Origin of the sequence: Thermomonospora sp. CIF 1 (genome assembly GCF_001896795.1) — a bacterium.
Lineage (GTDB): Bacteria > Actinomycetota > Actinomycetes > Streptosporangiales > Streptosporangiaceae > Thermomonospora > Thermomonospora curvata.
The window spans coordinates 319,170-340,130 of sequence record NZ_MOYN02000015.1; the positions used below are offsets into that span (position 1 = coordinate 319,170).

Annotated in this window: 19 protein-coding genes and 1 pseudogene; 10 read left to right on the forward strand and 10 right to left on the reverse strand. The window is 73.2% G+C overall.

What is annotated here, in order from left to right; all coding sequences use genetic code 11:
• The first annotated feature begins 251 nt into the window (after window positions 1-251).
• The 4 genes and pseudogenes from BUE48_RS09410 to BUE48_RS09425 all read left to right on the forward strand — a co-directional run bounded on the left by BUE48_RS09410 (window position 252) and on the right by BUE48_RS09425 (window position 6,330).
• Entirely contained in the window at window positions 252-1,361 is a 1,110-nt protein-coding gene (locus BUE48_RS09410; protein WP_286989669.1) for a condensation domain-containing protein, read from the forward strand.
• A 44-nt stretch (window positions 1,362-1,405) separates the two neighbouring features.
• Window positions 1,406-5,305: pseudogene (locus BUE48_RS09415) on the forward strand (amino acid adenylation domain-containing protein); the annotation flags it as partial.
• Window positions 5,306-5,345: 40 nt separating this feature from the next.
• Window positions 5,346-5,561: an MbtH family protein gene (locus BUE48_RS09420; protein WP_012852243.1), complete on the forward strand. Its 216-nt coding sequence runs from the start codon at window positions 5,346-5,348 to the stop codon at window positions 5,559-5,561.
• Between the two features lie 28 nt (window positions 5,562-5,589).
• Window positions 5,590-6,330, forward strand: a complete 741-nt coding sequence (locus BUE48_RS09425) for a thioesterase II family protein (RefSeq protein ID WP_012852244.1) — start codon at window positions 5,590-5,592, stop codon at window positions 6,328-6,330.
• Between the two features lie 19 nt (window positions 6,331-6,349).
• Here the strand turns inward: BUE48_RS09425 and BUE48_RS09430 are convergent, their stop codons facing one another.
• The gene (locus BUE48_RS09430) at window positions 6,350-7,564 is read right to left on the reverse strand and encodes a glycosyltransferase (RefSeq protein WP_245537022.1); all 1,215 of its coding nucleotides are present in this window, start codon (window positions 7,562-7,564) and stop codon (window positions 6,350-6,352) included.
• Between the two features lie 267 nt (window positions 7,565-7,831).
• Between BUE48_RS09430 and BUE48_RS09435 the strand changes: the two genes are divergently transcribed.
• Window positions 7,832-8,479: a hypothetical protein gene (locus BUE48_RS09435; protein WP_012852246.1), complete on the forward strand. Its 648-nt coding sequence runs from the start codon at window positions 7,832-7,834 to the stop codon at window positions 8,477-8,479.
• 16 nt (window positions 8,480-8,495) lie between these two features.
• Window positions 8,496-8,951, forward strand: a complete 456-nt coding sequence (locus tag BUE48_RS09440; protein ID WP_012852247.1) for a peroxiredoxin — start codon at window positions 8,496-8,498, stop codon at window positions 8,949-8,951.
• Window positions 8,952-8,968: 17 nt separating this feature from the next.
• Here the strand turns inward: BUE48_RS09440 and BUE48_RS09445 are convergent, their stop codons facing one another.
• Window positions 8,969-10,606, reverse strand: coding sequence for a CocE/NonD family hydrolase (locus BUE48_RS09445; RefSeq protein WP_012852248.1), 1,638 nt, complete (start codon window positions 10,604-10,606; stop codon window positions 8,969-8,971).
• Window positions 10,607-10,767: 161 nt separating this feature from the next.
• Here BUE48_RS09445 and BUE48_RS09450 point away from each other — a divergent pair, with 161 nt between their 5' ends.
• Window positions 10,768-11,814 carry a mechanosensitive ion channel family protein gene (locus BUE48_RS09450; protein WP_012852249.1) on the forward strand — a complete coding sequence of 349 codons (1,047 nt, stop codon included), beginning with the start codon at window positions 10,768-10,770 and terminating at the stop codon, window positions 11,812-11,814.
• Between the two features lie 60 nt (window positions 11,815-11,874).
• Here the strand turns inward: BUE48_RS09450 and BUE48_RS09455 are convergent, their stop codons facing one another.
• The 3 genes from BUE48_RS09455 to BUE48_RS09465 form a co-directional block, all read right to left on the reverse strand.
• The gene (locus BUE48_RS09455; protein ID WP_041441408.1) at window positions 11,875-12,456 is read right to left on the reverse strand and encodes a 3'-5' exonuclease; all 582 of its coding nucleotides are present in this window, start codon (window positions 12,454-12,456) and stop codon (window positions 11,875-11,877) included.
• 65 nt (window positions 12,457-12,521) lie between these two features.
• Window positions 12,522-12,761, reverse strand: a complete 240-nt coding sequence (locus BUE48_RS09460; protein WP_012852251.1) for a hypothetical protein — start codon at window positions 12,759-12,761, stop codon at window positions 12,522-12,524.
• A 59-nt stretch (window positions 12,762-12,820) separates the two neighbouring features.
• A complete protein-coding gene (locus BUE48_RS09465) occupies window positions 12,821-13,498 on the reverse strand; it encodes a TetR/AcrR family transcriptional regulator (protein WP_012852252.1) in 678 nt (225 codons plus the stop codon).
• A gap of 156 nt (window positions 13,499-13,654) precedes the next feature.
• Between BUE48_RS09465 and BUE48_RS09470 the strand changes: the two genes are divergently transcribed.
• Complete coding sequence (locus BUE48_RS09470) at window positions 13,655-14,626, forward strand: AurF N-oxygenase family protein (protein ID WP_012852253.1); 972 nt, start codon at window positions 13,655-13,657, stop codon at window positions 14,624-14,626.
• A 91-nt stretch (window positions 14,627-14,717) separates the two neighbouring features.
• Here the strand turns inward: BUE48_RS09470 and BUE48_RS09475 are convergent, their stop codons facing one another.
• From BUE48_RS09475 to BUE48_RS09485, 3 genes are read right to left on the reverse strand one after another with little or no spacing between them, the layout of a single operon-like run.
• Window positions 14,718-15,341 (reverse strand): GOLPH3/VPS74 family protein, encoded by a 624-nt coding sequence (locus tag BUE48_RS09475; RefSeq protein WP_012852254.1) that lies wholly within the window; start codon window positions 15,339-15,341, stop codon window positions 14,718-14,720.
• 3 nt (window positions 15,342-15,344) lie between these two features.
• The gene (locus BUE48_RS09480; protein ID WP_286989649.1) at window positions 15,345-15,578 is read right to left on the reverse strand and encodes a type II toxin-antitoxin system antitoxin; all 234 of its coding nucleotides are present in this window, start codon (window positions 15,576-15,578) and stop codon (window positions 15,345-15,347) included.
• 9 nt (window positions 15,579-15,587) lie between these two features.
• A complete protein-coding gene (locus BUE48_RS09485; protein WP_012852256.1) occupies window positions 15,588-16,517 on the reverse strand; it encodes an SPFH domain-containing protein in 930 nt (309 codons plus the stop codon).
• 143 nt (window positions 16,518-16,660) lie between these two features.
• Between BUE48_RS09485 and BUE48_RS09490 the strand changes: the two genes are divergently transcribed.
• Together BUE48_RS09490 and BUE48_RS09495 are read left to right on the forward strand one after the other, a co-directional pair.
• Window positions 16,661-17,536, forward strand: coding sequence for a class II glutamine amidotransferase (locus BUE48_RS09490; RefSeq protein ID WP_012852257.1), 876 nt, complete (start codon window positions 16,661-16,663; stop codon window positions 17,534-17,536).
• Between the two features lie 83 nt (window positions 17,537-17,619).
• On the forward strand, window positions 17,620-18,435 hold the full coding sequence (locus tag BUE48_RS09495) for a PIG-L family deacetylase (RefSeq protein WP_012852258.1): 816 nt from the start codon (window positions 17,620-17,622) through the stop codon (window positions 18,433-18,435).
• 27 nt (window positions 18,436-18,462) lie between these two features.
• On the opposite strand, the gene BUE48_RS09500 is transcribed toward BUE48_RS09495, so the two are convergent.
• On the reverse strand, window positions 18,463-19,596 hold the full coding sequence (locus BUE48_RS09500; RefSeq protein ID WP_012852259.1) for an NUDIX domain-containing protein: 1,134 nt from the start codon (window positions 19,594-19,596) through the stop codon (window positions 18,463-18,465).
• 89 nt (window positions 19,597-19,685) lie between these two features.
• Window positions 19,686-20,873 (reverse strand): hypothetical protein, encoded by a 1,188-nt coding sequence (locus tag BUE48_RS09505; RefSeq protein WP_286989650.1) that lies wholly within the window; start codon window positions 20,871-20,873, stop codon window positions 19,686-19,688.
• Between the last annotated feature and the right edge of the window lie 88 nt (window positions 20,874-20,961).

Here is a 20,961-nt window from a genome sequence, read left to right on the forward strand (position 1 = left end):
CCAGCGGATGCTGCTGCACGCGCCCCCCGGCCTGGACCTCGACCACCTGACCGGAGCGCTGCAGGCCGTCCTGGACCACCACGACATGCTCCGCCTGCGCGTCACCGGCGACGGCTTCGAGATCACCGAACCGGGAACCGTCGACGCCGCCGCCCTGGTCCGCCGGGTGGACGTCGCCGGCCTGGACGGCGAGGCGCTCAAGGCCGTCCTCGCCGAGGAAGGCGCCGCCGCCCGCTCCCGGCTGCGCCCGGATGCGGGCATCATGGCCCAGCTCGTCCACTTCGACGCCGGGCCCACCGCCCAGGGGCGCCTTGCTGCCCGACCTGGTCACCGCCTGGGCCGCCATCGCCGCCGGGCAGACCCCGCGCCTGGAACCGGTCGGCACCTCCTTCCGCCGCTGGGCGCAGCGCCTGGTCGCCGAGGCCACCGACCCGGGACGCGTCGCCGAACTGGACACCTGGCTCGAGATCGGCCGCACCCCCGATCCTCAGCTGGGCGACCGTCCCCTGGACCCGGACGTCGACACCTTCGGCAGCGCCCGGCAGCTCACCTTGACGCTGCCGCCGGAGGTCACCGAGCCGCTGCTGACCACCGTCCCGGCCGCCTACCACGGCCGCGTCAACGACGTGCTGCTGACCGGGCTGGCGCTGGCCGTCGCCCACCGCCGCCCCGGCGCGCAGACCGCCGTCCTGGTCAACCTGGAGGGACACGGCCGCGAGGAGATCTTCCCCGGCGTGGACCTGTCCCGCACCGCCGGCTGGTTCACCTCCATCAGCCCGGTGCGCCTGGACCCCGGACCCGTCGACTGGGAGGAGGTCCGCACCGGCGGCCCGCAGGTCGGCACCGCGCTGAAGACGGTCAAGGAGCAGCTGCGGGAGACCCCCGACAACGGCATCGGCTACGGCCTGCTGCGCCACCTCAACCCGGCCACCGCCGGGAAGCTGGCCGGCCTGCCCCGCCCCCAGATCGCCTTCAACTACCTGGGCCGGGTCACCGCCGACGACGGCGGGCAGGCCGCCGACTGGAGCCCGGCCGCCCCCGACGAGGCCGAGGCCCTCGGCCCCGGGCAGAACCCCGGCCTGGCCATGCCGCACGTCCTGGAGATCAGCGCCCACACCCGCGACCTGCCCACCGGCCCGCAGCTGCACGCCACCTGGATCTGGCCGGGGGACCTGCTGGCCGAAGAACAGGTCCGCGCCCTGGCCGAGGCGTGGTTCGAGGCCTTGCGGGGCCTGGTGGCGCACGCCTCCACCGAGGGCGCCGGCGGGTTCACCCCCTCGGACCTGTCGCTGGTGGACCTCACCCAGGACGAGATCGACGAATTCGAAGCCGAGCTGGACGATTGGGAGTTGGAGCAATGACCCAGCCGAAGCAGGCCCGGCAGTCGCAGCTCGAGGACATCCTGCCGCTGTCGCCCCTCCAGCAGGGCCTGTTCTTCCACGCCCTCTACGACGAGGCCGGCGACGTCTACACCGCCCAGGGCGTGTTGGACCTGGAAGGGAAGCTGGATGTGGCCGCGCTGCGCCGGTCGGTCGCCACGCTGCTGCGCCGCCACCCCAATCTGCGCACCAGCTTCCGGCAGCGCAAGGAGGGCTCGCCCGTCCAGCTCGTGCACCGCCAGGTGAAGCTGCCCTGGCAGGAGCGGGACCTGTCGCACCTGCCGCTTGAGCAGGCCGAGGCGCAGGCCGCGGTGCTGGCCGATGCCGAACGCGCCCGCCCCTGGGACATGACCCGCCCGCCGCTGCTGCGGTTCCTGCTGGTCAAACTGGCCCCCGACCGGCACCGGCTGATCTTCACCAACCACCACATCCTGCTGGACGGCTGGTCCACCCCGATCCTGCAGACCGAGCTGTTCGCGCTGTATGTGGCCGGCGGCGACGACACGGGCCTGCCCCGCCCCACCCCCTACAAGAACTACCTGGCCTGGGTCGCCCGGCAGGACCGCGCCGCCGCCGAGGACGCCTGGCGGCGGGCGCTGGCCGGGCTGGAGGAGCCCACCCTCGTCGCCCCGCACGCCGCCGGCGGGGAACCGTCCGTCCCGCACAAGCTGCACATCAAGCTGGACGCGGACCTCACCGCCGCGATCACCGAGTGCGCCAAGGCCCACGGCGTCACGCTCAGCACGATCCTGCAACTGGCCTGGGGGCTGCTGGTGGGGCGGCTGACCGGCCGCAGCGACGTGGTGTTCGGCGTGGCGGTCTCCGGCCGCCCGCCGGAGCTGCCCGGCGTGGAGCAGATGATCGGCCTGTTCATCAACACCATCCCGGTGCGGGTGCGGGTGCGTCCCGGCGACACCATCGCCGAGGCGCTGCGCCGGCTGCAGCGCGAGCAGGCCGACCTGATGCCCCACCACCACCTGGGGCTGGCCGACATCCAGCGGCTGAGCGGGCTCGGCGCCCTGTTCGACACCATGACGGTGCTGGAGAACTACCCGTTCGACCCCGAGGCCGACGGCACCGACCTGGGCGGGCTGCGGGTGCGCGGCACCGGCGGCCACGACGCCTCCCACTACCCGCTGGCGCTGGCCGCGGTGCCCGGCGAGCAGCTGTCGCTGCGGCTGGACCACCGTCCGGAAGTGTTCGGCGACCGGGACGCCGAGCAGATCATGCGCCGGCTGCGCCGCATCCTGGAGGCCATCGCCCGCCGGCCCGACCAGCCGGTCGCCGCCATCGACATCCTGGACGAGGAGGAACGCCGGCGCCTGCTGACCGCCTGGCAGGGGCCGGTCGTGCCGCGCCCGGAAGGTCCGCAGACCATCCTCGAACGGTTCGCCCGCCACGTGGCCGCCACCCCGGACGCCGTCGCGCTGCGCGAGCTGACCGTCGAGGACGGGGAGCTGCGGGGACGCTCCATCACCTACGCCGAACTGGACGAACGCGCCAACCGCCTGGCGCACCGCCTGATCGGGCTGGGGGTGCGGCCGGAGACCCCGGTGGCGATGATGGTGGAGCGCTCGGCGCACGTGGTGGTGGCCACGCTGGCGATCCTCAAGGCCGGCGGGGTGTACGCGCCCATCCACCACAGCTACCCGCCCGACCGCATCGCCTGGGCGATCCGGGAGACCGGGGCGCCGGTGCTGCTGCTGGACCGCGCCATGGCCCGGCGGGAGGTCGAGCACTCCGCCCGGGTCGTCCTGGTCGACGACGAAGCGGCCCTGGCCGGCCTGCCCGCCACCGATCCCGGCGTCGCCTGCCACCCCGAGCAGGCCGCCTACGTGCTGTTCACCTCCGGCTCCACCGGGCTGCCCAAGGGCGTGGCGGTCCGCCACCGCGACGTGGTGGACCTGGCGCTGGACGCCACCATGCGCGACGGCGCCCACGACCGCGTCCTGTGCCACTCGGCGCACGCCTTCGACGCCTCCACCTACGAGCTGTGGGTGCCGCTGCTGGCCGGCGGCACCGTCGTCATCGCCCCGCCCGGTGAGGTGGACGCCGCCGCCCTCGAACGCATCATCACCGCCGAGCAGGTCACCGGCCTGTTCATCACCACCACCCTGTTCAACCTGGTGGCCGAGGAACGGCCGGGCGCCTTCGCCGGCCTGCGGGAGGTGCTGACCGGCGGCGAGGCCGGCTCGGTGACCGCCATGCGCAAGGTGCTGCGGGCCTGCCCCGACACCCGGGTCGGCAACGTCTACGGCCCCACCGAGGCCACCACCTACACCACCGTCCTGTCGATGCGGGAGATCCTGGAGCGCGGCGAGCAGGTCGCCCTCCTCGGCCGTCCCATCGACAACATGCGCGTGTACGTGCTGGACGAGAACCTGCAGCCGGTGCCGCCGGGCGTGGTCGGCGAGGCCTATGTGGCCGGGGCCGGGCTGGGCCGCGGCTACTTCGGCCGGCCCGGCCTGACCGCCGAACGCTACGTCGCCAACCCGTTCGGCGCGCCCGGCGAGCGCATGTACCGCACCGGCGACCTGGTGCGGTGGCGGCCGGACGGGATGCTGGAGTACATCGACCGCGCCGACTTCCAGGTCAAGATCCGCGGCTTCCGGATCGAGCTGGGCGAGATCGAATCGGTGCTGGCCGGCCACCCCGACGTGGCCAACGTCGCGGTGATCGCCCGCGAGGACCGGCCCGGCGACAAACGGCTGGTCGGCTATGTGGTCCCGGTCGCCGGCCGCCGGGTCGACCCGGCCGAGCTGCGCCGCCACGCGGCCGAATCGCTGCCGGAGTACATGGTGCCCGCCGCGATCGTGCCGCTGGAGACGCTGCCCACCAACGCCAACGGCAAGCTGGACCGCCGCGCCCTGCCCGTCCCCGACTACGGCGAGCTGCTGGGCGGGCGCCCGCCCCAGGGCGTGCGGGAGGAGCTGCTGTGCTCCCTGTTCGCCGAGGTCCTGGGCGTGGAGAAGGTCGGCGCCGACGTCAGCTTCTTCGACCTGGGCGGCGACAGCATCGCCGCGATGCGGCTGGCCACCCGCGCCCGGCAGGCGGGGCTGGAGCTGTCGCCGCGCGATGTGTTCACCCACCAGACCGTCGAGGCGCTGGCACGGGCCGGGGACTCCACCGAGCAGGACGCCCCCAGCCTGGAGGTGCTGCTGCCGATCCGCGCCACCGGGTCGCGCCCGCCGCTGTTCTTCGTCCACCCCGCCGGCGGGCTGGCCTGGCCGTACTTCCAGTTCCAGCGGCACCTGGGACCCGAGCAGCCGATCTACGGGCTGCAGGCGCGCGTCTTCACCTCCGGGACGCTGCCGGAGTCGGTGAACGCGATGGCCGCCGACTACCTGGAGCAGATCCGCACCGTCCAGCCGCACGGCCCCTACCACCTGGCCGGCTGGTCGCTGGGCGGCCTGATCGCCTACGAGATGGCCTGCCGGCTGCAGGCCGACGGGGAGGAGGTCGCCCTGCTGGCGCTGATCGACTCCTACCACAGCCAGGACCTGAACTCCGAAAAACGCGAGGTGCTGCCGGAGCTGCTGGAGGCCGCCGGGATCGACGCCGGGATGAAGGCCGACGGCACCCCCGACATGGACCGCATCATGCAGGTCATCAGGGAGCGCGGCGACGCCTTCGCCACGTTGGACGAGGACGACCTGCTCAAGCTGTACCGCAACTACGAGAACGGGCTGCGCTGCGCCGAGGAGTACCGGCCCGGCCGCTTCCGCGGCGACATCGTGTTCTTCACCGCCACGCAGGGCCGTCCGGACGGGGCGCCCACCGCCCGCGAGAACTGGCAGCCGGTCACCGACGGCCAGATCGAGGACTACCCGATCGACGTCGAGCACCATCTGCTGATGGAGCCGGGGCCGGCGGCCGAGATCGGCGCGGTGCTGGCCGCCCGGCTCGGCAAGCTGCACTCACGCTGACCGATTAACCTTGCCCCAAGACCCCGAAAGGAACCCCCGGATGAGCAACCCGTTCGAGGACCCCGACGGCACGTTCCTGGTGCTGGTCAACGACGAGGGCCAGTACTCGCTGTGGCCGTCGTTCGCCGAGGTCCCCGCCGGCTGGACGGTGGCCAAGAGCGCCGACACCCGCCAGGCGTGCCTGGAGTTCGTGGAGGCCAACTGGACCGACATGCGGCCCAAGAGCCTGATCGAGGCCATGGAGGGCTCGGCTTGAGGCGCGTCCGCAAGGCGGGGGGCCGGCCGTGAACTGGTTCCGCTGCCCGGAGAGCCGGCCGTGGGCGTCGCTGCGGCTGATCTGCTTCCCGCACGCCGGCGGTTCGGCGGTGGCCTACCGCTCCTGGGGCAAGGAGCTGAGCGCGGCGATCGAGGTGCACGCCGTGCAGTACCCCGGCCGGGCCGACCGGCTCGCCGAGCCCATGATCGACGACGCCCACCGGCTGGCCCGGCTCATCGCCGGGGCGCTGGTGCCGCTGATGGACCGGCCCACCGCCCTGTTCGGGCACAGCATGGGCGCCGTGCTGGCCTATGAGACCGCCCGCCTGCTGGAGGAGCGCGGCGTGCCGCCCACGCACCTGTTCGCCTCCGGCGCCCGCCCCCCGCACCGCCGCGACCTGGCCGATGAGGACCGCGTCGCCGACCGGGACGATGAGGGGGTGGTGGCGGCGCTGACCGAGCTGGGCGGCAGCGACGCCGAGGTGCTGGCCGACCCGGAGATGCGCGAGCTGGTGCTGCCGTATGTGCGCAACGACTTCCGGCTGATCGAGAACTATCAGCGCCGGCCCGGGCCCAACCCCTCGGTCCCGATCACCGCGATCATCGGCGACGCCGACCCGCACGTGGACCGGGAGCGGGCCGCCGCCTGGGCCGAGGCCACCGACGGCCCCTTCGCCTTGAAGGTCCTGCCGGGCGACCACTTCTACCTGGTCCCGCGGCAGGCCGAGGTGCTGGGGGAGATCCAGCGCGCCCTGCACGTGCCCACCTGAGCGCGGCCGGGCGGGGCGCTCAGACGCCGGCGCCCACCGGTTCCTCGGCGTGCCGCTCGGCGGGCTCGGGCTCCGGCTCGGGCAGCAGCGCGCTGTAGCAGCGCACGGTCTCGGCGGCGATCCGCTCCCAGGCGTAGCGGGAGTGGGCGCGGTCGGCGGCGGCGATGGCCCACGCCGACAGCGTGGTCTCCTCGGCCAGCAGCCGGCGCAGCGCCCGTCCCAGGGTCACCGGCTGGCCGGGCGGCACGTGCAGCCCGGTGACGCCGTCCAGCACGCTGTCGGCGCCGGAGCCGGTCGGCACCGCGACCACCGGCACGCCGCAGGCCATGGCCTCCAGCGGCACCATCCCCGAGGGCTGGTGCGGGGCCAGGCACAGCGCCAGCCGGGCGGTGCGCAGCAGCTTGGGGACGTCCTTGCGGGGCAGCCGGCCCAAAAACAGCGTGCGGTCGGCCACGTCCAGCTCCTTGGCCAGGGTGCGCAGCCGGTGCACGGTGGGGTCGCTTTCCAGGTCCTCGCGGGCCGGGCCGCCGGCCACCACCAGCTCGGCCTCGGGGACGTGCGCCAGGGCCCGCACGGCCACCGCCGCGCCGGCGTTGTCCAGGTCGTTGCCGACCAGCACCAGCCGGGGGCGCCGCCCCCGCGGCATCGTCGGGCCCGTCTGGCGGAACCGCTCGCAGTCCACGCCGTAGGGCACCACGCAGATCCGGGGCCGCGCCACGCCCATGCGCACCAGTTCGTCGGCCTCGTGTTCACAGCCGGCCAGCACCGTGTCGGCGCCGCGGCCCAGCGCCCGTTCGATCCGGATGCGGGCCGGGTGCACGGTGCGCCGCCCGCCGGGCCGGCGGCTTTCCACCACGCCCAGGCCGTGGAAGGACTGCACCAGCGGCAGCCCGGTGTCCTGCAGCGCGGCGTAGGCGGCCAGCCCGCCCAGCCAGCCGTGCGCGTGCACCAGGTCGGGCCGGTTGCGTTGCTGCGCCAGCCGGCGGCTCAGCTCGTCGGTGAACGCCCGGATGTGCGGCAGCAGATGGGCCTCCGGCAGCGGCCGGGCGGGGCCCGCGGTGATCTGTTCGAGCGTGGCGCCCGCGCCGAGCCTGGTCCGGGGGCGTCCGCTCTCGGTGGTGCGCCGGGTGTAGACGGTCACTCGATGGCCCTGCCCGCCCAATGCGCGGGCCAACTCCAGCACGTGGATGGAGTGGACGCCGGCGCTTGCCGAATCGCCCGTCAGATCGGCCAATGAGACAAGCGCTAGGTTCAGGGACGAGGGCATGACGCGGCCTCCGGGATCGCACAGGAATGGAACCAGGAGGTATCTGCGTCTTAGACACCCACGGTGATCGTTGTATCCAAGCCACTTCTCCACCAAACATGTGAACTCGGGATCTTTTCGACGCTCAGGGTGATCGGTGCCTGTCGTATTGATGTCCTGAGCAGGGGGAAGACCACGCATACCGGGCCGCCGCGCACACGGGGAAATGTCGGACCCGGCGGCCATACTGAAGGGGTGAACGGCAGGGTCTGGTACGTGGCCTACGGGTCGAATCTGGCGCGCGAACGGTTTCAGTGCTACCTGGCCGGGGGACGGCCCGAGGGCGCCGCCCGCCACTACACCGGCTGCCGCGACGCCACCCCGGCCCGGGCCGAGCGGGCGCTGACGCTGCCCGGCGGCATCTACTTCGCCCACACCTCGCAGACCTGGGGCGGCGGCATGGCCTTCTACGACCCGCAACTGCCGGCCCGCACCGCCGCCCGCGCCTACCTGCTGACGGTCGGGCAGTTCGCCGACGTCCTCGCCCAGGAGATGCGCCGCCGGGTCGGCGCCGACCTGGACCTGTCGGAGGCGCTGCGCACCGGGCGGCAGCGCCTCGGCCCCGGCCGCTATGAGACGATCCTGCGGGTCGGCGAGTGCGACGGGCACCCGATGCTGACCTTCACCGCCCCGCACGGCGCGCTGCGGGCCGATCTGAACGCCCCCTCCGCTCCTTACCTGCGGATGCTCGGCCGCGGCCTGCGCCAGGCGCACGGCTGGCCGGCCGAGCGGGCCGCCTCCTACCTGGCCGCCTGCCCCGGCGCCCGGGAGCACTGGTCGCCGCAGGACATCGCCGGGCTGCTGCAGGACGCGGGGGCCGCCCTGTCGGCCGAGTGCCGATAAGGGAATACTGACGTCCATGAAGATCGGTGATGTGGTGGAGGACTTCGAGCTCCCCGACGAGCAGGGCACCCTCCGTTCCCTCAGCGGCCTGCTGGCCGGCGGTCCCGTCGTGCTGTTCTTCTACCCGGCGGCGATGACGCCGGGCTGCACCGCCGAGGCCTGCCATTTCCGCGACCTGGCCGCCGAGTTCGCCGAGCTGGGCGCCCAGCCGGTCGGCATCAGCGCCGACCCGGTGAGCAAGCAGCGCGAGTTCAGCGGCAAGCACTCCCTCGGCTACCCCCTGCTCAGCGATGAGGACGGCACCGTCGCCCGCCGCTTCGGCGTCCGCCGCGGCTTCGCGCTGGCCCCCACCAAGCGCCGGACGTTCGTGATCGACACCGACCGCCGCATCATCGAGATCGTCAAAAGCGAGATCCGCATGAGCGTCCACGCCGACCGCGCTCTGGAGGCCCTTCGCCGTCGTCGCGGCTGACCGGCGCCGGGCCGGTCTCAGCGCAGCACCGGCAGGATGATCGCCGAAGGGCGGCCGGGGTCGTGGAAGACCTCGTGGCGGGCGGCCAGCCAGGCCGTCTCCGCGCCCAGCGGCTCGCCGGTGCCGGAATTGCGGGCCACCCGGGGGTAGGCGCCGCCGGCCACGTGCACGCGCAGCCGGTGCCCGGGGCGGAACCGGTGCCCGGCCGGCCACAGATCCACCGTGATCTTGCAGACGCCCTCGCCGTCGGTCTCGCCCACCCCCGGGCGCACCCGGCGCACGCCCTCGCACAGGTTCAGCGACACCCCGTCGGGGGCCACGTCGCACAGCCGCACCACGAAGTCGGCGTGCGCCCGGTCGGAGCGCACATGCAGTTCCGCGCGGATCGGCCCGATGATCTCCAGCCCCTTGGAAAGCGGCGGGGAGGTGTAGACCAGCACGTCGCGGCGGGCCTCCAGGCGGCGCTGGTCGGCGGGGGAGCAGTCGCCCAGCAGCGAGGGGCCGCTGATGCACGGGGTGGGGTGCATCGGGTCGTACCGGTAGGAGTCGGGCGGGCTCTGCGGCGGCCCGTCGGGGGACAGCCCGCCGCCGGGCTGCAGGTGCCAGCGCTGCTCGTCGATCCCGGGCACCGGCCAGTGGGGGAAGTCCCGCCACTCCCCGGAGCCGGTGATGTAAAGCCGCACCGGGTCCCGGCGCATCTCGGAGCGGTCGCCGAGCAGGTGGGCGCGGAACCACTGCAGCGAGTCGCGCATGGAGTGGCGCGTCAGCCGTGGATCCGAATGCCACCACGGGCCGATGGTCAGGTGCGGGTTGCGCCCGGCCGCCCGCAGCGCCGCGTAGTCCTCCAGCTGCCAGGGCAGGAACACGTCATACCAGCCGCCGGTCATGTTCACCGGGGCCTGCACCCGCCCCACCGCCCGGCTGAAGTCCCGCTTGTGCCAGAACGGGGTGTCGGGGCCGTTGGCCAGCAGGTCCTGGAAGAACCGCACCGGCGCCCCGGTGGCCAGCGCGTCCAGCTCGGCCAGCGGACGGCCCGACAATGCCGCCCGCCGGGCCCGGCGCGGCGAGAGCACCCCGGCGACCAGCCCCGACAGCGGCCGCTGGATGCGGGTGGTCAGATCCACCCAGGTCAGCGTGGACTCCAGGGCGAACCCGCCGCCCAGATTGATCGCATCCCGGAACTGCGAGGCCGTCACCTGCATCGACAAGGCCTTCAGCTCCGGCCCGGCGTCCGCGGCCACCGCCCACTGCACATAGCCCAGATAGCTGGGGCCGTGCATGGCGAACGCGCCGCCGAACCACGGCTGGGCCTTCAGCCAGGCCACCGTCGCCAGCCCGTCCTCGCGCTCGTCCAGCGGCTCGAACGCCCCGCCGGAGCCGAACCCGCCGCGGACGCTCTGCACCACCGTCTGGAACCCGTGGGTGGCGAACACGTACCCGCACATCAGCCCGAACGGCCCGCGCCGCCCATACGGGGAGCGCACCAAGATGACCGGTGGACGGTCCAGCCCCTGCGGTGCGTACCGGTCGGCCAGCAGCGTCACCCCGTCCGGCGCGGGGACCTCCAGGTCCCGGTGCACCCTCACCCGGTACGGGCCGTGCGGCAGCCGCAGCGCGCCGGCCCCCAGCCGGCGCATCAGCCCCAACCCCTCCATACCGCCAGGCTATTCAGGCATGTCACCCGCGGTGGAAGCGCCCCTTGCCCACGGTGCTCACTCACTTTTCCGGCAAAGTGAACCCGCCCATCTGACCGGGGATTGATCGCTACGATCAGACCCGACCGACAATCCCGAACATTTGAATAGAACGGACGAACGTGCCTGATCCGGTGGAATGGGGACGAGTCCTGGTCGGCGCCGTGGTGGTGGTGTCGGCCGTGGTGCTCGGCATCGCGCTGCGGATGCTGCTCAAACGGCTGATCCGGCGGGCCGAGAACACCAAATGGGTCTGGGACGATCTGCTGGCCCGGCTTTTGTGCGACCTGGCGGTGGTGCTGACCACCGTGGCGGGCCTGTGGGCGGCGGTGCTGATCGTGCGGTTCCAGCCCGGCACCCGCCAGGTGATCGGCTCGATCCTGGTCTCCGTGATCATCCTGGCGGTGACGCTGGCCAGCGCCCGCCTGGCGGCCGGGGTGGTCACCTCGATCGTGCTGGCCCGTTCCGGCGTCGCCCAGTCGGTCACCATCTTCGCCAACATCACCCGCGCGGTGGTGCTGGTGGTGGGCGTGCTGGTGCTGCTGCAGAGCATGGGCCTGTCCATCACCCCGATGCTCACCGCCCTGGGCGTGGGCGGTCTGGCCGTGGCGCTGGCACTGCAGGACACCCTGGCCAACCTGTTCGCCGGGGTGCACATCCTGGCCTCCAAGACCGTGGTGCCCGGCGACTTCGTCCGCCTCAGCACGGGGGAGGAGGGCAGCGTCGTCGACATCAACTGGCGCAAGACCACCATCCAGACCCTCGCCGACAACCTGGTGGTGATCCCCAACGCCCGCTTCGCCGACGCCATCTTGACCAACTTCCACGGTCCCGACCCGGACATGAGCGTCCTGATCCAGGCCAAGGTCGGCTATGAAAGCGACCTGGCGCACGTGGAGAAGGTCGCCATCGAGGTCGGCCGCGAGGTGATGACCCAGGTCGAAGGCGGCGTGCCCGACCATGAGCCGCTGGTGCGCTTCCACACCTTCGGCGAGTCCAGCATCGACTTCACGGTGATCTTGCGGGTCCGCCAGTTCGCCGACCAGTTCGTGGTCAAGCACGAGTTCATCAAGCGGCTGCACGCCCGCTTCCGGGAAGAGGACATCCAGATCCCGCTGCCCACCCGCAAGCTGCTCTTCCCCGACGGCAGCGCCGCTCTGCTGCCGTAGCGCGCCCTGCCCGACGTGCCGGCCGGCCCGGCCCGTGCGGAAAAGCCCGACCGGCCCCGCTCAGGCCGGCACGGCGTCCGCCGGGTCGGGCCAGGCGCCGCGCGCCGCGATGTCCAGCACCAGTGCGGCGATGTTCCAGGCGTCGTCGACGCCCCGGTGGTGCCGGCCCTCCAGCGGCAGCCCCGCGATCTGCAGCGCCTGCGCCATGCCCGGCCTGCGCCGCAACCCGTAGACCTCGGTGAACACCGCCTTGGCGTTGATGTGCCGGGCGCCGAAGGGGTAGTCGGCCTGCCCCGCCGCGCACTGCCGCTCGAACTGCTTGCGGTCGTAGTCGCCCCAGCTCGCCCACGGCCGCGACCGTGCGCAGTGCTCGCGTTCCAGGATCCGGCAGGCCTCGGCGAGGGTGACCCCGCGCTCCACCTCCTGCTGCGTCCAGCCGGTCAGCTCGGTGCAGAACGGGCTCACCGACGAGCGCTCCGGCCGCACCAGGATGCCGTGCCGCGCGACCCGCTTGCACGCCGCCAGGTCCACGACGCACAACCCGATCTCGATGATCTCGCTGACCTGGCCGTCCGGCGGGGAGCCCTCCCAGCAGGTGGCCTCCACATCGATGACGTTGAGCAAGCGTCCGGGCGGTTCCATGCCGGGCACGCTAGCGTTCCGCCGGCGCGGCGGGCCAATGATTTTCCCGCCGCGCCGGCGTCCTGTCAGGCGGCCCGCGCCCGCCCGGCCGGGGCGGGCTTGCGCGGGGCCGGCACCAGGTACCGCACGGCCCGGTAGGGACGCATCGACCAGCGCCGGACCGGCCCGGCCGGCGGCTCGGGGTACCCGTTGAGCGCCAGGCCGGTCAGGCCGGTCGGCCAGATCTCGATCAGCACGCGCTCGGCGGGTCCGCGCAGTGCGGGACGGTGCAGGTGGAACCTGCCCAGCCTGCTCAGGCAGATCATGGCGGTGGCCCCCTTCCGGGTCGGCTGCCCACGGGTACGAGCCGGCCCGGCGGCCGGGTTCAGCGGGGGGTGCGCGGCAGGCGCTCGATGGCGGCGATCAGCAGCTCCAGCCCGAAGTCGAAGTCGGCGTCGAAGTCGGAGCTGAGCAGCTCGCAGGCGGACTGCACCACGTGCGGGAAGGCCGCGGGGTCCACCAGCTCGGCGGCGCGCGCCCCGTCCTGGGCGATGTGCCGCAGGGTGTTGGCCATGCCCTCCTCGCGCATCAGCGTGCCCATCACATACGACATGAACAGCCGCATCACGCGCACCGCGGTCCGCCGTTCCAGCCCGGCCAGCTCGGCGATGGTCAGCATCCGCTCGATCACCGGCAGGCTGCTCGTCCAGACCGCCGGCCGGGAGAGCACCACCGACATCGAACGCGGGTGCTCATGGGCGATGCGGCGGAAGGCGTGGGCCAGCGCGCGGATCTGGTCGCGCCAGTCGGCCTCGGGGTCGGCCTCCAGTTCCAGCCCGGCCAGGATCCGGTCGGCGACCCCGTCCAAGATGGCCTCTTTGCCGGACACGTGGTTGTACAGCGACATGGCGGCCACGCCCAGCTCGCCCCCGACCCGGCGCATGGACAGGGCCTGTTCGCCCTCCCGTTCGATCAGCTCGATCGCGGTGCGGATGATCCGGTCGTAGGTCAGTGGCACGCGCCCGTCCACCGGGAGGGTGCCGCCGCTCGTCTGCTCCGCCACCTGCCGCCTTTCGCCAGTGCTCGCCGCGGGACGCGGTCGGTTCGCGCGCGCCCGTATGCACACGTTACGCGCCCGGAACGCCTCGGCAGAACCTTGCCGACTTACGCCGTAAGTGCCACACTTACGCCGTAAGTCGGCAAGGACTGGAGGAGTCGGATGGGCGTCCAGACCGCGTCGCGCACCGCGGTGGTGCGGTGCAAGAACGGCGATCACACCATCGAGCTGACCGAACGGGAACCGGTCGCCGAACGGCTGATCAAGATCTCCCGCAAGCACTCCTTCAACCCCGACACCGACGTCGATTGGGACGCTCCCCAGGACCCGGACCGCTTCTACATGCCGCCGCAGCTGGTGTCGCTGTATGAGACGCCGCTGTGGGATCAGATGACGCACCGGCAGCGGGTGGAGCTGTCCAAGCGGGAGGTCGCCGAGATCGCCTCCTTCGGCATCTGGGCCGAGCTGCTGCTGATGCACATCCTGGTCAAGACCGCCTACCGGTTCCGCTACGACAGCAACCACACCGCCTACGCGCTCACCGAGATCGCCGACGAGTGCCGGCACTCCATCATGTTCGGCCGCATGGTGCGCACCTTCGGGCTGCGCACCCGCCGGCCGCACCCGGTGGCCTACCACTTCGGCAAACTGTCCGCCGGCGCGCCCTACATGCCGCTGCACATGTTCGCCGGGATCTTGGTGGTGGAGGAGTTCACCGACTCCCTGCAGCGGGTCGCCATGGCGGACGAGGAGATCCAGCCCATCGTGCGGCAGGTCTCCCGCATCCACGTCATCGAGGAGGCCCGGCACATCAGGTACGCCCAGGAAGAGCTCAAGCGGCACATCGCCACCGCCTCCCCGCTGCGCCGCCGCCTCGCCGCCGCCGGCATCGCCCGCTTCGTCTCCTTCATCCAGGCCACCCTCATCCACCCCGCCATCTACGCGGAGGTGGGGCTGGACCCCAAGGAGGCCCGGCGGGCCGCCGCCACCAGCCCGCACCGCCGCGCCGTGTGGGCGTGGGCCATGCGGCGCTGCACCCGCTTCTTCGACGAGGTCGGCTTCCTGGACGGCCGGGGCCGCACCCTGTGGGCCCGCGCCGGCCTGCTCCCCGACAGCCACATCACGATCCCCTGACCGCTACCGGACGCCGCTGGACAAGTCGCCCCGGCAGCCGCACCCGCCGGGAATCCGGAACGGCAGGGGATCGCGCACGGCCCGCAGACGGTCAGCCCGTGACGGCCATCGTCGCGTTCCGGCTCTCCAGGGCGCGGCGCAGCGCGGGCACGGCCGGGCCGGACCGGGCGGTCAGCGCCGCGATCCGCTCGCGGTGGCGGCGCTGCTCGTCCCGGGCGATCACGGTGCGCAGCCGCCCGGCCGCCGCCAGCGCCATGGTCGCCGCGTCATAGCTGTTGAGATGCGCCACCGGCCGGCCGCGCAGCGCCGCCGAGGCCCGCCCCCACAGGTCCTTGACCACCCTGGGGTCGCGCACCTCCACGCGCCGGACGGGCAGCACCCCCAGCAGGCGGCGGGAGCGCACCCGGATCCAGCCGCCGGACTCCAGCTCCGCCTGCACGGCGCGGACCATCGCCCGCCCGTCCCGGCCGATCCAGTACTGCCAGCGCCGGGGGCGGGAGGAGCCGATCTGCGCCAGCAGCCCATAGGGGTCGTCGCCGGGGGTGCCCAGGGCCGGGCGTTTTTCGCCGACCAGCCGGCCGTCCAGGTAGAGCTCGGTGAGCGCGGCGGCGCGCAGCAGCATCCCCAGCCGGTCACGGGCGGTCAGCCGCCCGCGCTCCATGTCGTAGGCCAGCAGGTACATCCTGGCCGGCAGGGAGTCGGGGACCTTGACCATCGGCTACTCCTCGTCGCGGGGGGCGCCCTCCTCGGCGGGCCGGGGCTTGGGCGGCCGGCCCGGCCGGCGCATCTGCCCGGCGTCGCGGGGCATCCGCCCGGCCTCTTTGAGGGCCTTGCGCAGCAGGAACTCGATCTGGGCGTTGGTGCTGCGCAGCTCGTCACCGGCCCAGCGCGCCAGCGCGTCGTAGACGGCCGGGTCGAGCCGCAGCAGGAGTTTCTTGCGTTCCCTGGGCACGGACTCGCATCACTGATAGAGCGTCCCGGTGTTGACCACCGGCTGGGCGTCCCGGTCGGCGCACAGTACCACCATCAGGTTGCTGACCATGGCGGCCTTGCGTTCCTCGTCCAGTTCCACCACGTCCTGCTCCTGCAGCTTGGCCAGCGCCAGCTCCACCATGCTGACCGCTCCCTCGACGATGCGCTGGCGGGCGGCCACCACCGCGCCGGCCTGCTGGCGGCGCAGCATCGCCTGGGCGATCTCGGGAGCGTAGGCCAGCTGGTTGATCCGCGACTCGATGATCCGCACCCCCGCCGAGGCCACCCGCGCGCTGATCTCTTCTGACAGCTTGGCGGTGATCTCGTCGGCGTTCTCGCGCAGCGACAGCCGGTCATCGGAGTCGTAGGGGAAGCTGCCGGCGATGTGCCGCACGGCCGCCTCGGTCTGGAAGGCCACGAACTCCACATAGTCGTCGACCGCGAAACAGGCCCGGGCGGTGTCCTCGACCTGCCAGACCACCACCGCCGAGATCTCGATCGGGTTGCCGTCCAGGTCGTTGACCTTGGCCAGGCCGGTCTCGTGGTTGCGGATCCGGGTGGAGATCTTGCGCCGCACGGTCAGCGGGTTGACCCAGCGCAGCCCGTCACGGCGCACCGTGCCGCTGTAGGAGGCGCCCAGCAGCTGCAGCACGCGGGCCTCGTTGGGCGCCACGAACGTCAGCCCGGCGCCGACCAGCAGCCCGGCCGCGATCAGCAGCCCGCCGGCCACCAGCAGCGTGATCCCCGCCGGATCGAGGTCCGGCCCCTTCTTCACGGCCGTCACCGCCACCACCACCGCGCCGCCGACGATCAGCGCCAGGGTCAGCGCCAGCATCGGCCAGCCGGACAGGTCGCGGGCCGGCCGTTCGCCGATCGACGGCTCGGGCAGGGGGGAATCGGGGGTGCTCGCGATGTTCATCGCACTCCTTCCGTTGCTAGCTGCAAACTATCAAAGTGATATCACTTTTCCAACCGGCCCGGGACGTCCCGATCCGGCGGTCTTTGCCGGCCCGGCTCCGGGCGCGGCGTGAGCATCCCCACCCGAATGGCAAGGTGAGAGGCATGTGCAGACTGTTCGGGATGACCACGGGAGGGCCCCGGGTCGAGGCGGAGTTCTGGCTCCTGGACGCCCCGCAGAGCCTTCGGGAGCAGAGCCGCCGGATGCCCCACGGCGTCGGCCTGGGCTGGTTCTCACTCGGCGACGAGCCGGTGCGCGACCGCGCCCCGCTGCCCGCCTACGACAGCCGCGACTTCGTGCTGGCGGCCCGTCACGTGGTCTCCCACACCTTCGTCTCGCACCTGCGCTACGCCTCCGCCGGCCCGGTGCACGTCCACAACTGCCACCCGTTCCACATGCGCGACCGCCTCTTTGCGCACAACGGCGTGGTCAAGGGCCTGGACGTGCTGGAGAGCTGGCTGAGCGAGGCCGACAAGGCCCTCATCGAAGGACAGACCGACTCTGAGCGGGTCTTCGCCTACATCACCGCCGAGATCCGCCGGCACGGCGACACCACCGCCGGCCTGGTGGAGGCCGTCCGCCGCATCGGGGCCGAGCTGCCGGTCTACTCCCTCAACCTGGTGCTCGCCGAGGCGCACCGCATCTGGGCGCTGCGCTACCCGGAGTCCAACGAGCTGTGGGTGCTGCCCCCCGAGGACGAGGGCGGCGGCATGATCGACACCTGCGCCCGGCACCTGGCCTCCGCCCACGAGCCGGGCTCGGTCGAGGTGACCGCCGCCGGCCGGGCGGTCCCCGCCTACGTGGTGGCCAGCGAGCCCATGGACGACAGCCCCGGCTGGCGGCTGCTGGAACCGGGCGAGCTGCTGATCGTCAACGGTCTCAAAGGGGAGTCCCGCTTCCCCTTCGACCCGCCCCGCATCCGGCTCACCACAGCCGACCTGTCGGCCCGGGAGGCCGCCTCCCAGGAGCACGCGACCTGATCGCAAAGCCCGGCCGCAGGGAACGTCCGCGTCGCTGGCTACAGTGAGCCGCGACCGACGACTCCTTGGCGGAAACCGGGATCATGGACTCTGAGCTCACCTTGATGGCCGTGCACGCCCACCCCGATGACGAGGTGCTCGGCACCGGCGGCAGTTTCGCCCGCTACAGCGCAGAAGGGATCAGGACCGTCCTGGTGACCTGCACCAACGGCGAGCAGGGGGACGGCCCCGGGGGAGTCAAGCCCGGCCGGCCCGGCCACGACGAGCGGCAGGTCAGCCGGCGGCGCCTGGCCGAGCTGCGCGAGTCCGCCGCCCACCTGGGCATCGGCCACATCGAGCTGCTGGGCTACCGGGACTCGGGCATGGCGGGCTGGGAGGCCAACCACGCCCCCGGCGCGTTCGCCGGCGTCCCCGTCGCCGAGGCCGCCCGCCGCCTGGCCGCCCTGATGGAACGCTACCGCCCGCAGGTGGTCGTCACCTACGACGAACGAGGCGGCTACGGCCACCCCGACCACATCCAGGCGCACCGCATCACGATGGCGGCGGCCGAGCTCAGCGGCGTCCCCGACAAGCTCTACTACACCGCCGTCCCCCGCGGCCGGATCAAGGAGATGGCCGCCCGCGCCGCCGAGGCCGGCTGGGACTTCGGCGAGGAGGAACTGCCCGAGGACTTCGGCACCCCCGACGAACTGATCACCACGTCCCTGGACGTCTCCGCCTACGCCGAGCGCAAGCGCCGCGCCCTGCGGGCCCACGCCAGCCAAAGCGACAGCATCTTCCTGCTGCAACTGCCCGAGGAGCTCCAGCTGCGCGTCTTCGGCGAAGAGCACTTCGTCCGCGTCCGATGCCGGATCGACGCCCCCGCCCGGGAGGACGACCTGTTCGCCGGCCTGCGCTGAGCGCCCGCGCCGGGCCGGGGCCCTGTTTCAGGCGGGCAGCAGACCGGGCAGCTCCTCGGCGTGAGCCCGCAGGTACGCCGCCAGCGGGGCGGGGAACAGGTCGATGGCGGCCACGGCCTCGGCGCTGCAGGGCACCCGGTCCACCTCATAGACGCCCTTGGACGGGTCGTCGAACTCCGGGCCGTGCCGGCGGGAGAGGTCCATCCCGGTCAGCCGGCACAGGTAGAAGGTGCTCAGGTAGCGCAGGCCCAGCGTCTGCTCGGTATAGGCGAACACCTGCCGCACCGGCCCCACGGTGGCGCCCAGCTCCTCGTCCAGCTCCCGGCGCAGCGCCGCCTCCGGGTCGGCGTCCTGCGGCTCGATCTCGCCGCCCGGCGTCGACCAGTAGGGCCGCCGGCCCGGCTTGGTCCGGCGAAGCAGCACCAGGTCGCCGTTACCGTCCAGCAGCAGCGCCCGCACCGCATGCCGGGTGCGCAGCTCTTCGTGGGGGACCGTGCGCTCCGGACCGCACAAGACCACCCGGCCGGTGAAGGCGCCCCGCTCGGCGGCCTTGGCGGCGCGCATCCGCTCCAGCTCGGCTGCGTCGATCCCGTGCGCGGCGGCCAGCGCCCGCACCACCTCCAGCACGTCGGCCAGCTCGGCCGGGTCCTGGCCGGATGCGTACTCCCCGGCCTCCTCATACAGCTTGGCCCGCAGGAGCGCCCGGTACTCGCCGTCGTCGGCGATGCGGGTCTGCGGCCGTCCGCCCGCCGACTCGATGATCTCCGGGATCCGGTCGCGCACCAGTTTCTCGGTCCGCCCGCCGCGCTGCGGAGGGTGGTGGGGCATCACCCCGTGGCGGCGGTCCAGCGACTGCACCCATTGCACGGCCACGGCGGCGACCTGGATCAGCTCGGTGCGCAGCCGTTGCGGGTCCTCCTCGGCCAGGGCCTCATAGAACTCCTCGGTGAGCGCGTGCCGCCAGGTCACCTCACCGGACGAGGCGGCCTGCGCCCGCTCCCGGCGGGCCTGCTCCGCCCGCTTGCGCCAGGCGGCACCGGTGCCGTCGGGGAACTCCTGGACTCCCCACAACGCGTCCTGGGCGGCGCGTTCGGCGGCGACCTCCGCCAGCACCCGGCCCAGCGACCCCCGAATCCCGTCGCCCGCCTTGCTGGTGTCCATGGCTTCGACGGTAGCCGTCCGGGGAACCCGCCGCTTCCGTTTCCGGACGGCCCCGGGCGCGCCGCTTGAGTCCCCGGGGGTGAGGCGGGTCAGCGGCGCCGCCCCCGCCGAGGGCCGCGAGACCGGCGGCGGGAGCCGGCGAGCAGGGCATCGAGCCGGTGACGGGCCTCTGCGCGGGAGAGCGCCGGCGCCTGCTTCGGCAGCAGGGCGGCGAGATGGGACGGCGCCGAGATCCGGCCGTCTGTGTCCACGACGGTCCGCTCGCCCGGCCACTCGCCCAGGATCACCGCTGACAGCGCCCCGGGATGGCGGGCGAACAGCCGGGCGATCCGGTCGGCCTCTGCGCCGCAGTCGGCCACCAGCAGCAGGCGGGGTTGCGCGCCGGAGCCCTGCCCCCTGGCGCGCAGCCGCAATTCCGTCTCCAGGTAGCTGAGCGCGGCATCCAGGGTGCCGGGCAGGAACAGCTCATCCGGCGGCTCGTCGAGCAGCTCGTCCTCCTCCAGTCCCAGCAGTCTCATGGCGTCGGCACGCGGCAGCACGACCAGGCCGGAGCCGTCCTCCAGCGCCGACAACGTGATCAGCCGTGCCAGGTCGGCCGCCCGCCGGCCGCCGAGCGCCAGCAGAAGGCCGCAAAACGGGGTGAGCGCGACGCCATCGGCCCGCTGCCGGGGCGGAGGGGGCGCCGGCGGTGCCGCGGCGGGCGGGGCGGCGGAGACCCGCGCGGTCATCGCCGGTGCGGGGGCCGGTGCCCGCCGGCGGAGCGTCAGCCCGATCGCCGCCACCGGAAGCAGCAGGATGAGCAGCCCCAGCAGGGGAGAGGGCTCCACGGGACGGCTCGCCGGATCTTCGGTGATCTCACCGGAGGGCGCGGGCCGGGGGGTGGGCCAGGTGGAGGCCGAGCGCGCCGCCGGGGGCGGTGCCGCGGCGCGCTCTGCCCGGCCGTCCGCCTGCGGGAGCGCAGAGACCGCGGCGGGACCGTGAGGGTGGTGCTCACGGCCCGCATGGTCGCCGCCGCGGTGCGGCTCGGGTGGCGGATTGCGGTCGCGGCCGGTGCCCGCGACGGCTGCCGGGCCGGTCGGTGTGGCCTGCGCATCGAGGGACCGCGCATCCTCGGGGCACCGCACCGCCGGAGGGGCCGCCGTCGTGGCATGGGCCAGGTGTCCCACGGCGAGGACGACGGCGGGGGCGACCACGGCACAGCCCAGCAGACCGCGGCCGAGCCGGCGGGAGCCGAGAAACCGCCCGGCGGCGGTGGAAAGTGCAATGAGGCGGTTCATTTTCCTGAATGTGGCTTCGTGTGACCGTGAGGCCGCTGATCGTACACAGAAGGAGACGCTCGGGTGTCCTGATTGGATTACTGGCTGC

What these genes read in the sequence shown, in the direction of transcription:
- BUE48_RS09420 (WP_012852243.1), top strand. Translation starts at nt 5,346, where the DNA reads ATGAGCAACCCGTTCGAGGACCCCGACGGCACGTTCCTGGTGCTGGTC.
- BUE48_RS09410 (WP_286989669.1), top strand. Translation starts at nt 252, where the DNA reads ATGCGGGCATCATGGCCCAGCTCGTCCACTTCGACGCCGGGCCCACCG.
- BUE48_RS09505 (WP_286989650.1), bottom strand. Translation starts at nt 20,873, where the DNA reads ATGAACCGCCTCATTGCACTTTCCACCGCCGCCGGGCGGTTTCTCGGC.
- BUE48_RS09440 (WP_012852247.1), top strand. Translation starts at nt 8,496, where the DNA reads ATGAAGATCGGTGATGTGGTGGAGGACTTCGAGCTCCCCGACGAGCAG.
- BUE48_RS09475 (WP_012852254.1), bottom strand. Translation starts at nt 15,341, where the DNA reads ATGGTCAAGGTCCCCGACTCCCTGCCGGCCAGGATGTACCTGCTGGCC.
- BUE48_RS09460 (WP_012852251.1), bottom strand. Translation starts at nt 12,761, where the DNA reads ATGATCTGCCTGAGCAGGCTGGGCAGGTTCCACCTGCACCGTCCCGCA.
- BUE48_RS09490 (WP_012852257.1), top strand. Translation starts at nt 16,661, where the DNA reads ATGTGCAGACTGTTCGGGATGACCACGGGAGGGCCCCGGGTCGAGGCG.
- BUE48_RS09500 (WP_012852259.1), bottom strand. Translation starts at nt 19,596, where the DNA reads ATGGACACCAGCAAGGCGGGCGACGGGATTCGGGGGTCGCTGGGCCGG.
- BUE48_RS09445 (WP_012852248.1), bottom strand. Translation starts at nt 10,606, where the DNA reads ATGGAGGGGTTGGGGCTGATGCGCCGGCTGGGGGCCGGCGCGCTGCGG.
- BUE48_RS09485 (WP_012852256.1), bottom strand. Translation starts at nt 16,517, where the DNA reads ATGAACATCGCGAGCACCCCCGATTCCCCCCTGCCCGAGCCGTCGATC.
- BUE48_RS09455 (WP_041441408.1), bottom strand. Translation starts at nt 12,456, where the DNA reads ATGGAACCGCCCGGACGCTTGCTCAACGTCATCGATGTGGAGGCCACC.
- BUE48_RS09470 (WP_012852253.1), top strand. Translation starts at nt 13,655, where the DNA reads ATGGGCGTCCAGACCGCGTCGCGCACCGCGGTGGTGCGGTGCAAGAAC.
- BUE48_RS09495 (WP_012852258.1), top strand. Translation starts at nt 17,620, where the DNA reads ATGGACTCTGAGCTCACCTTGATGGCCGTGCACGCCCACCCCGATGAC.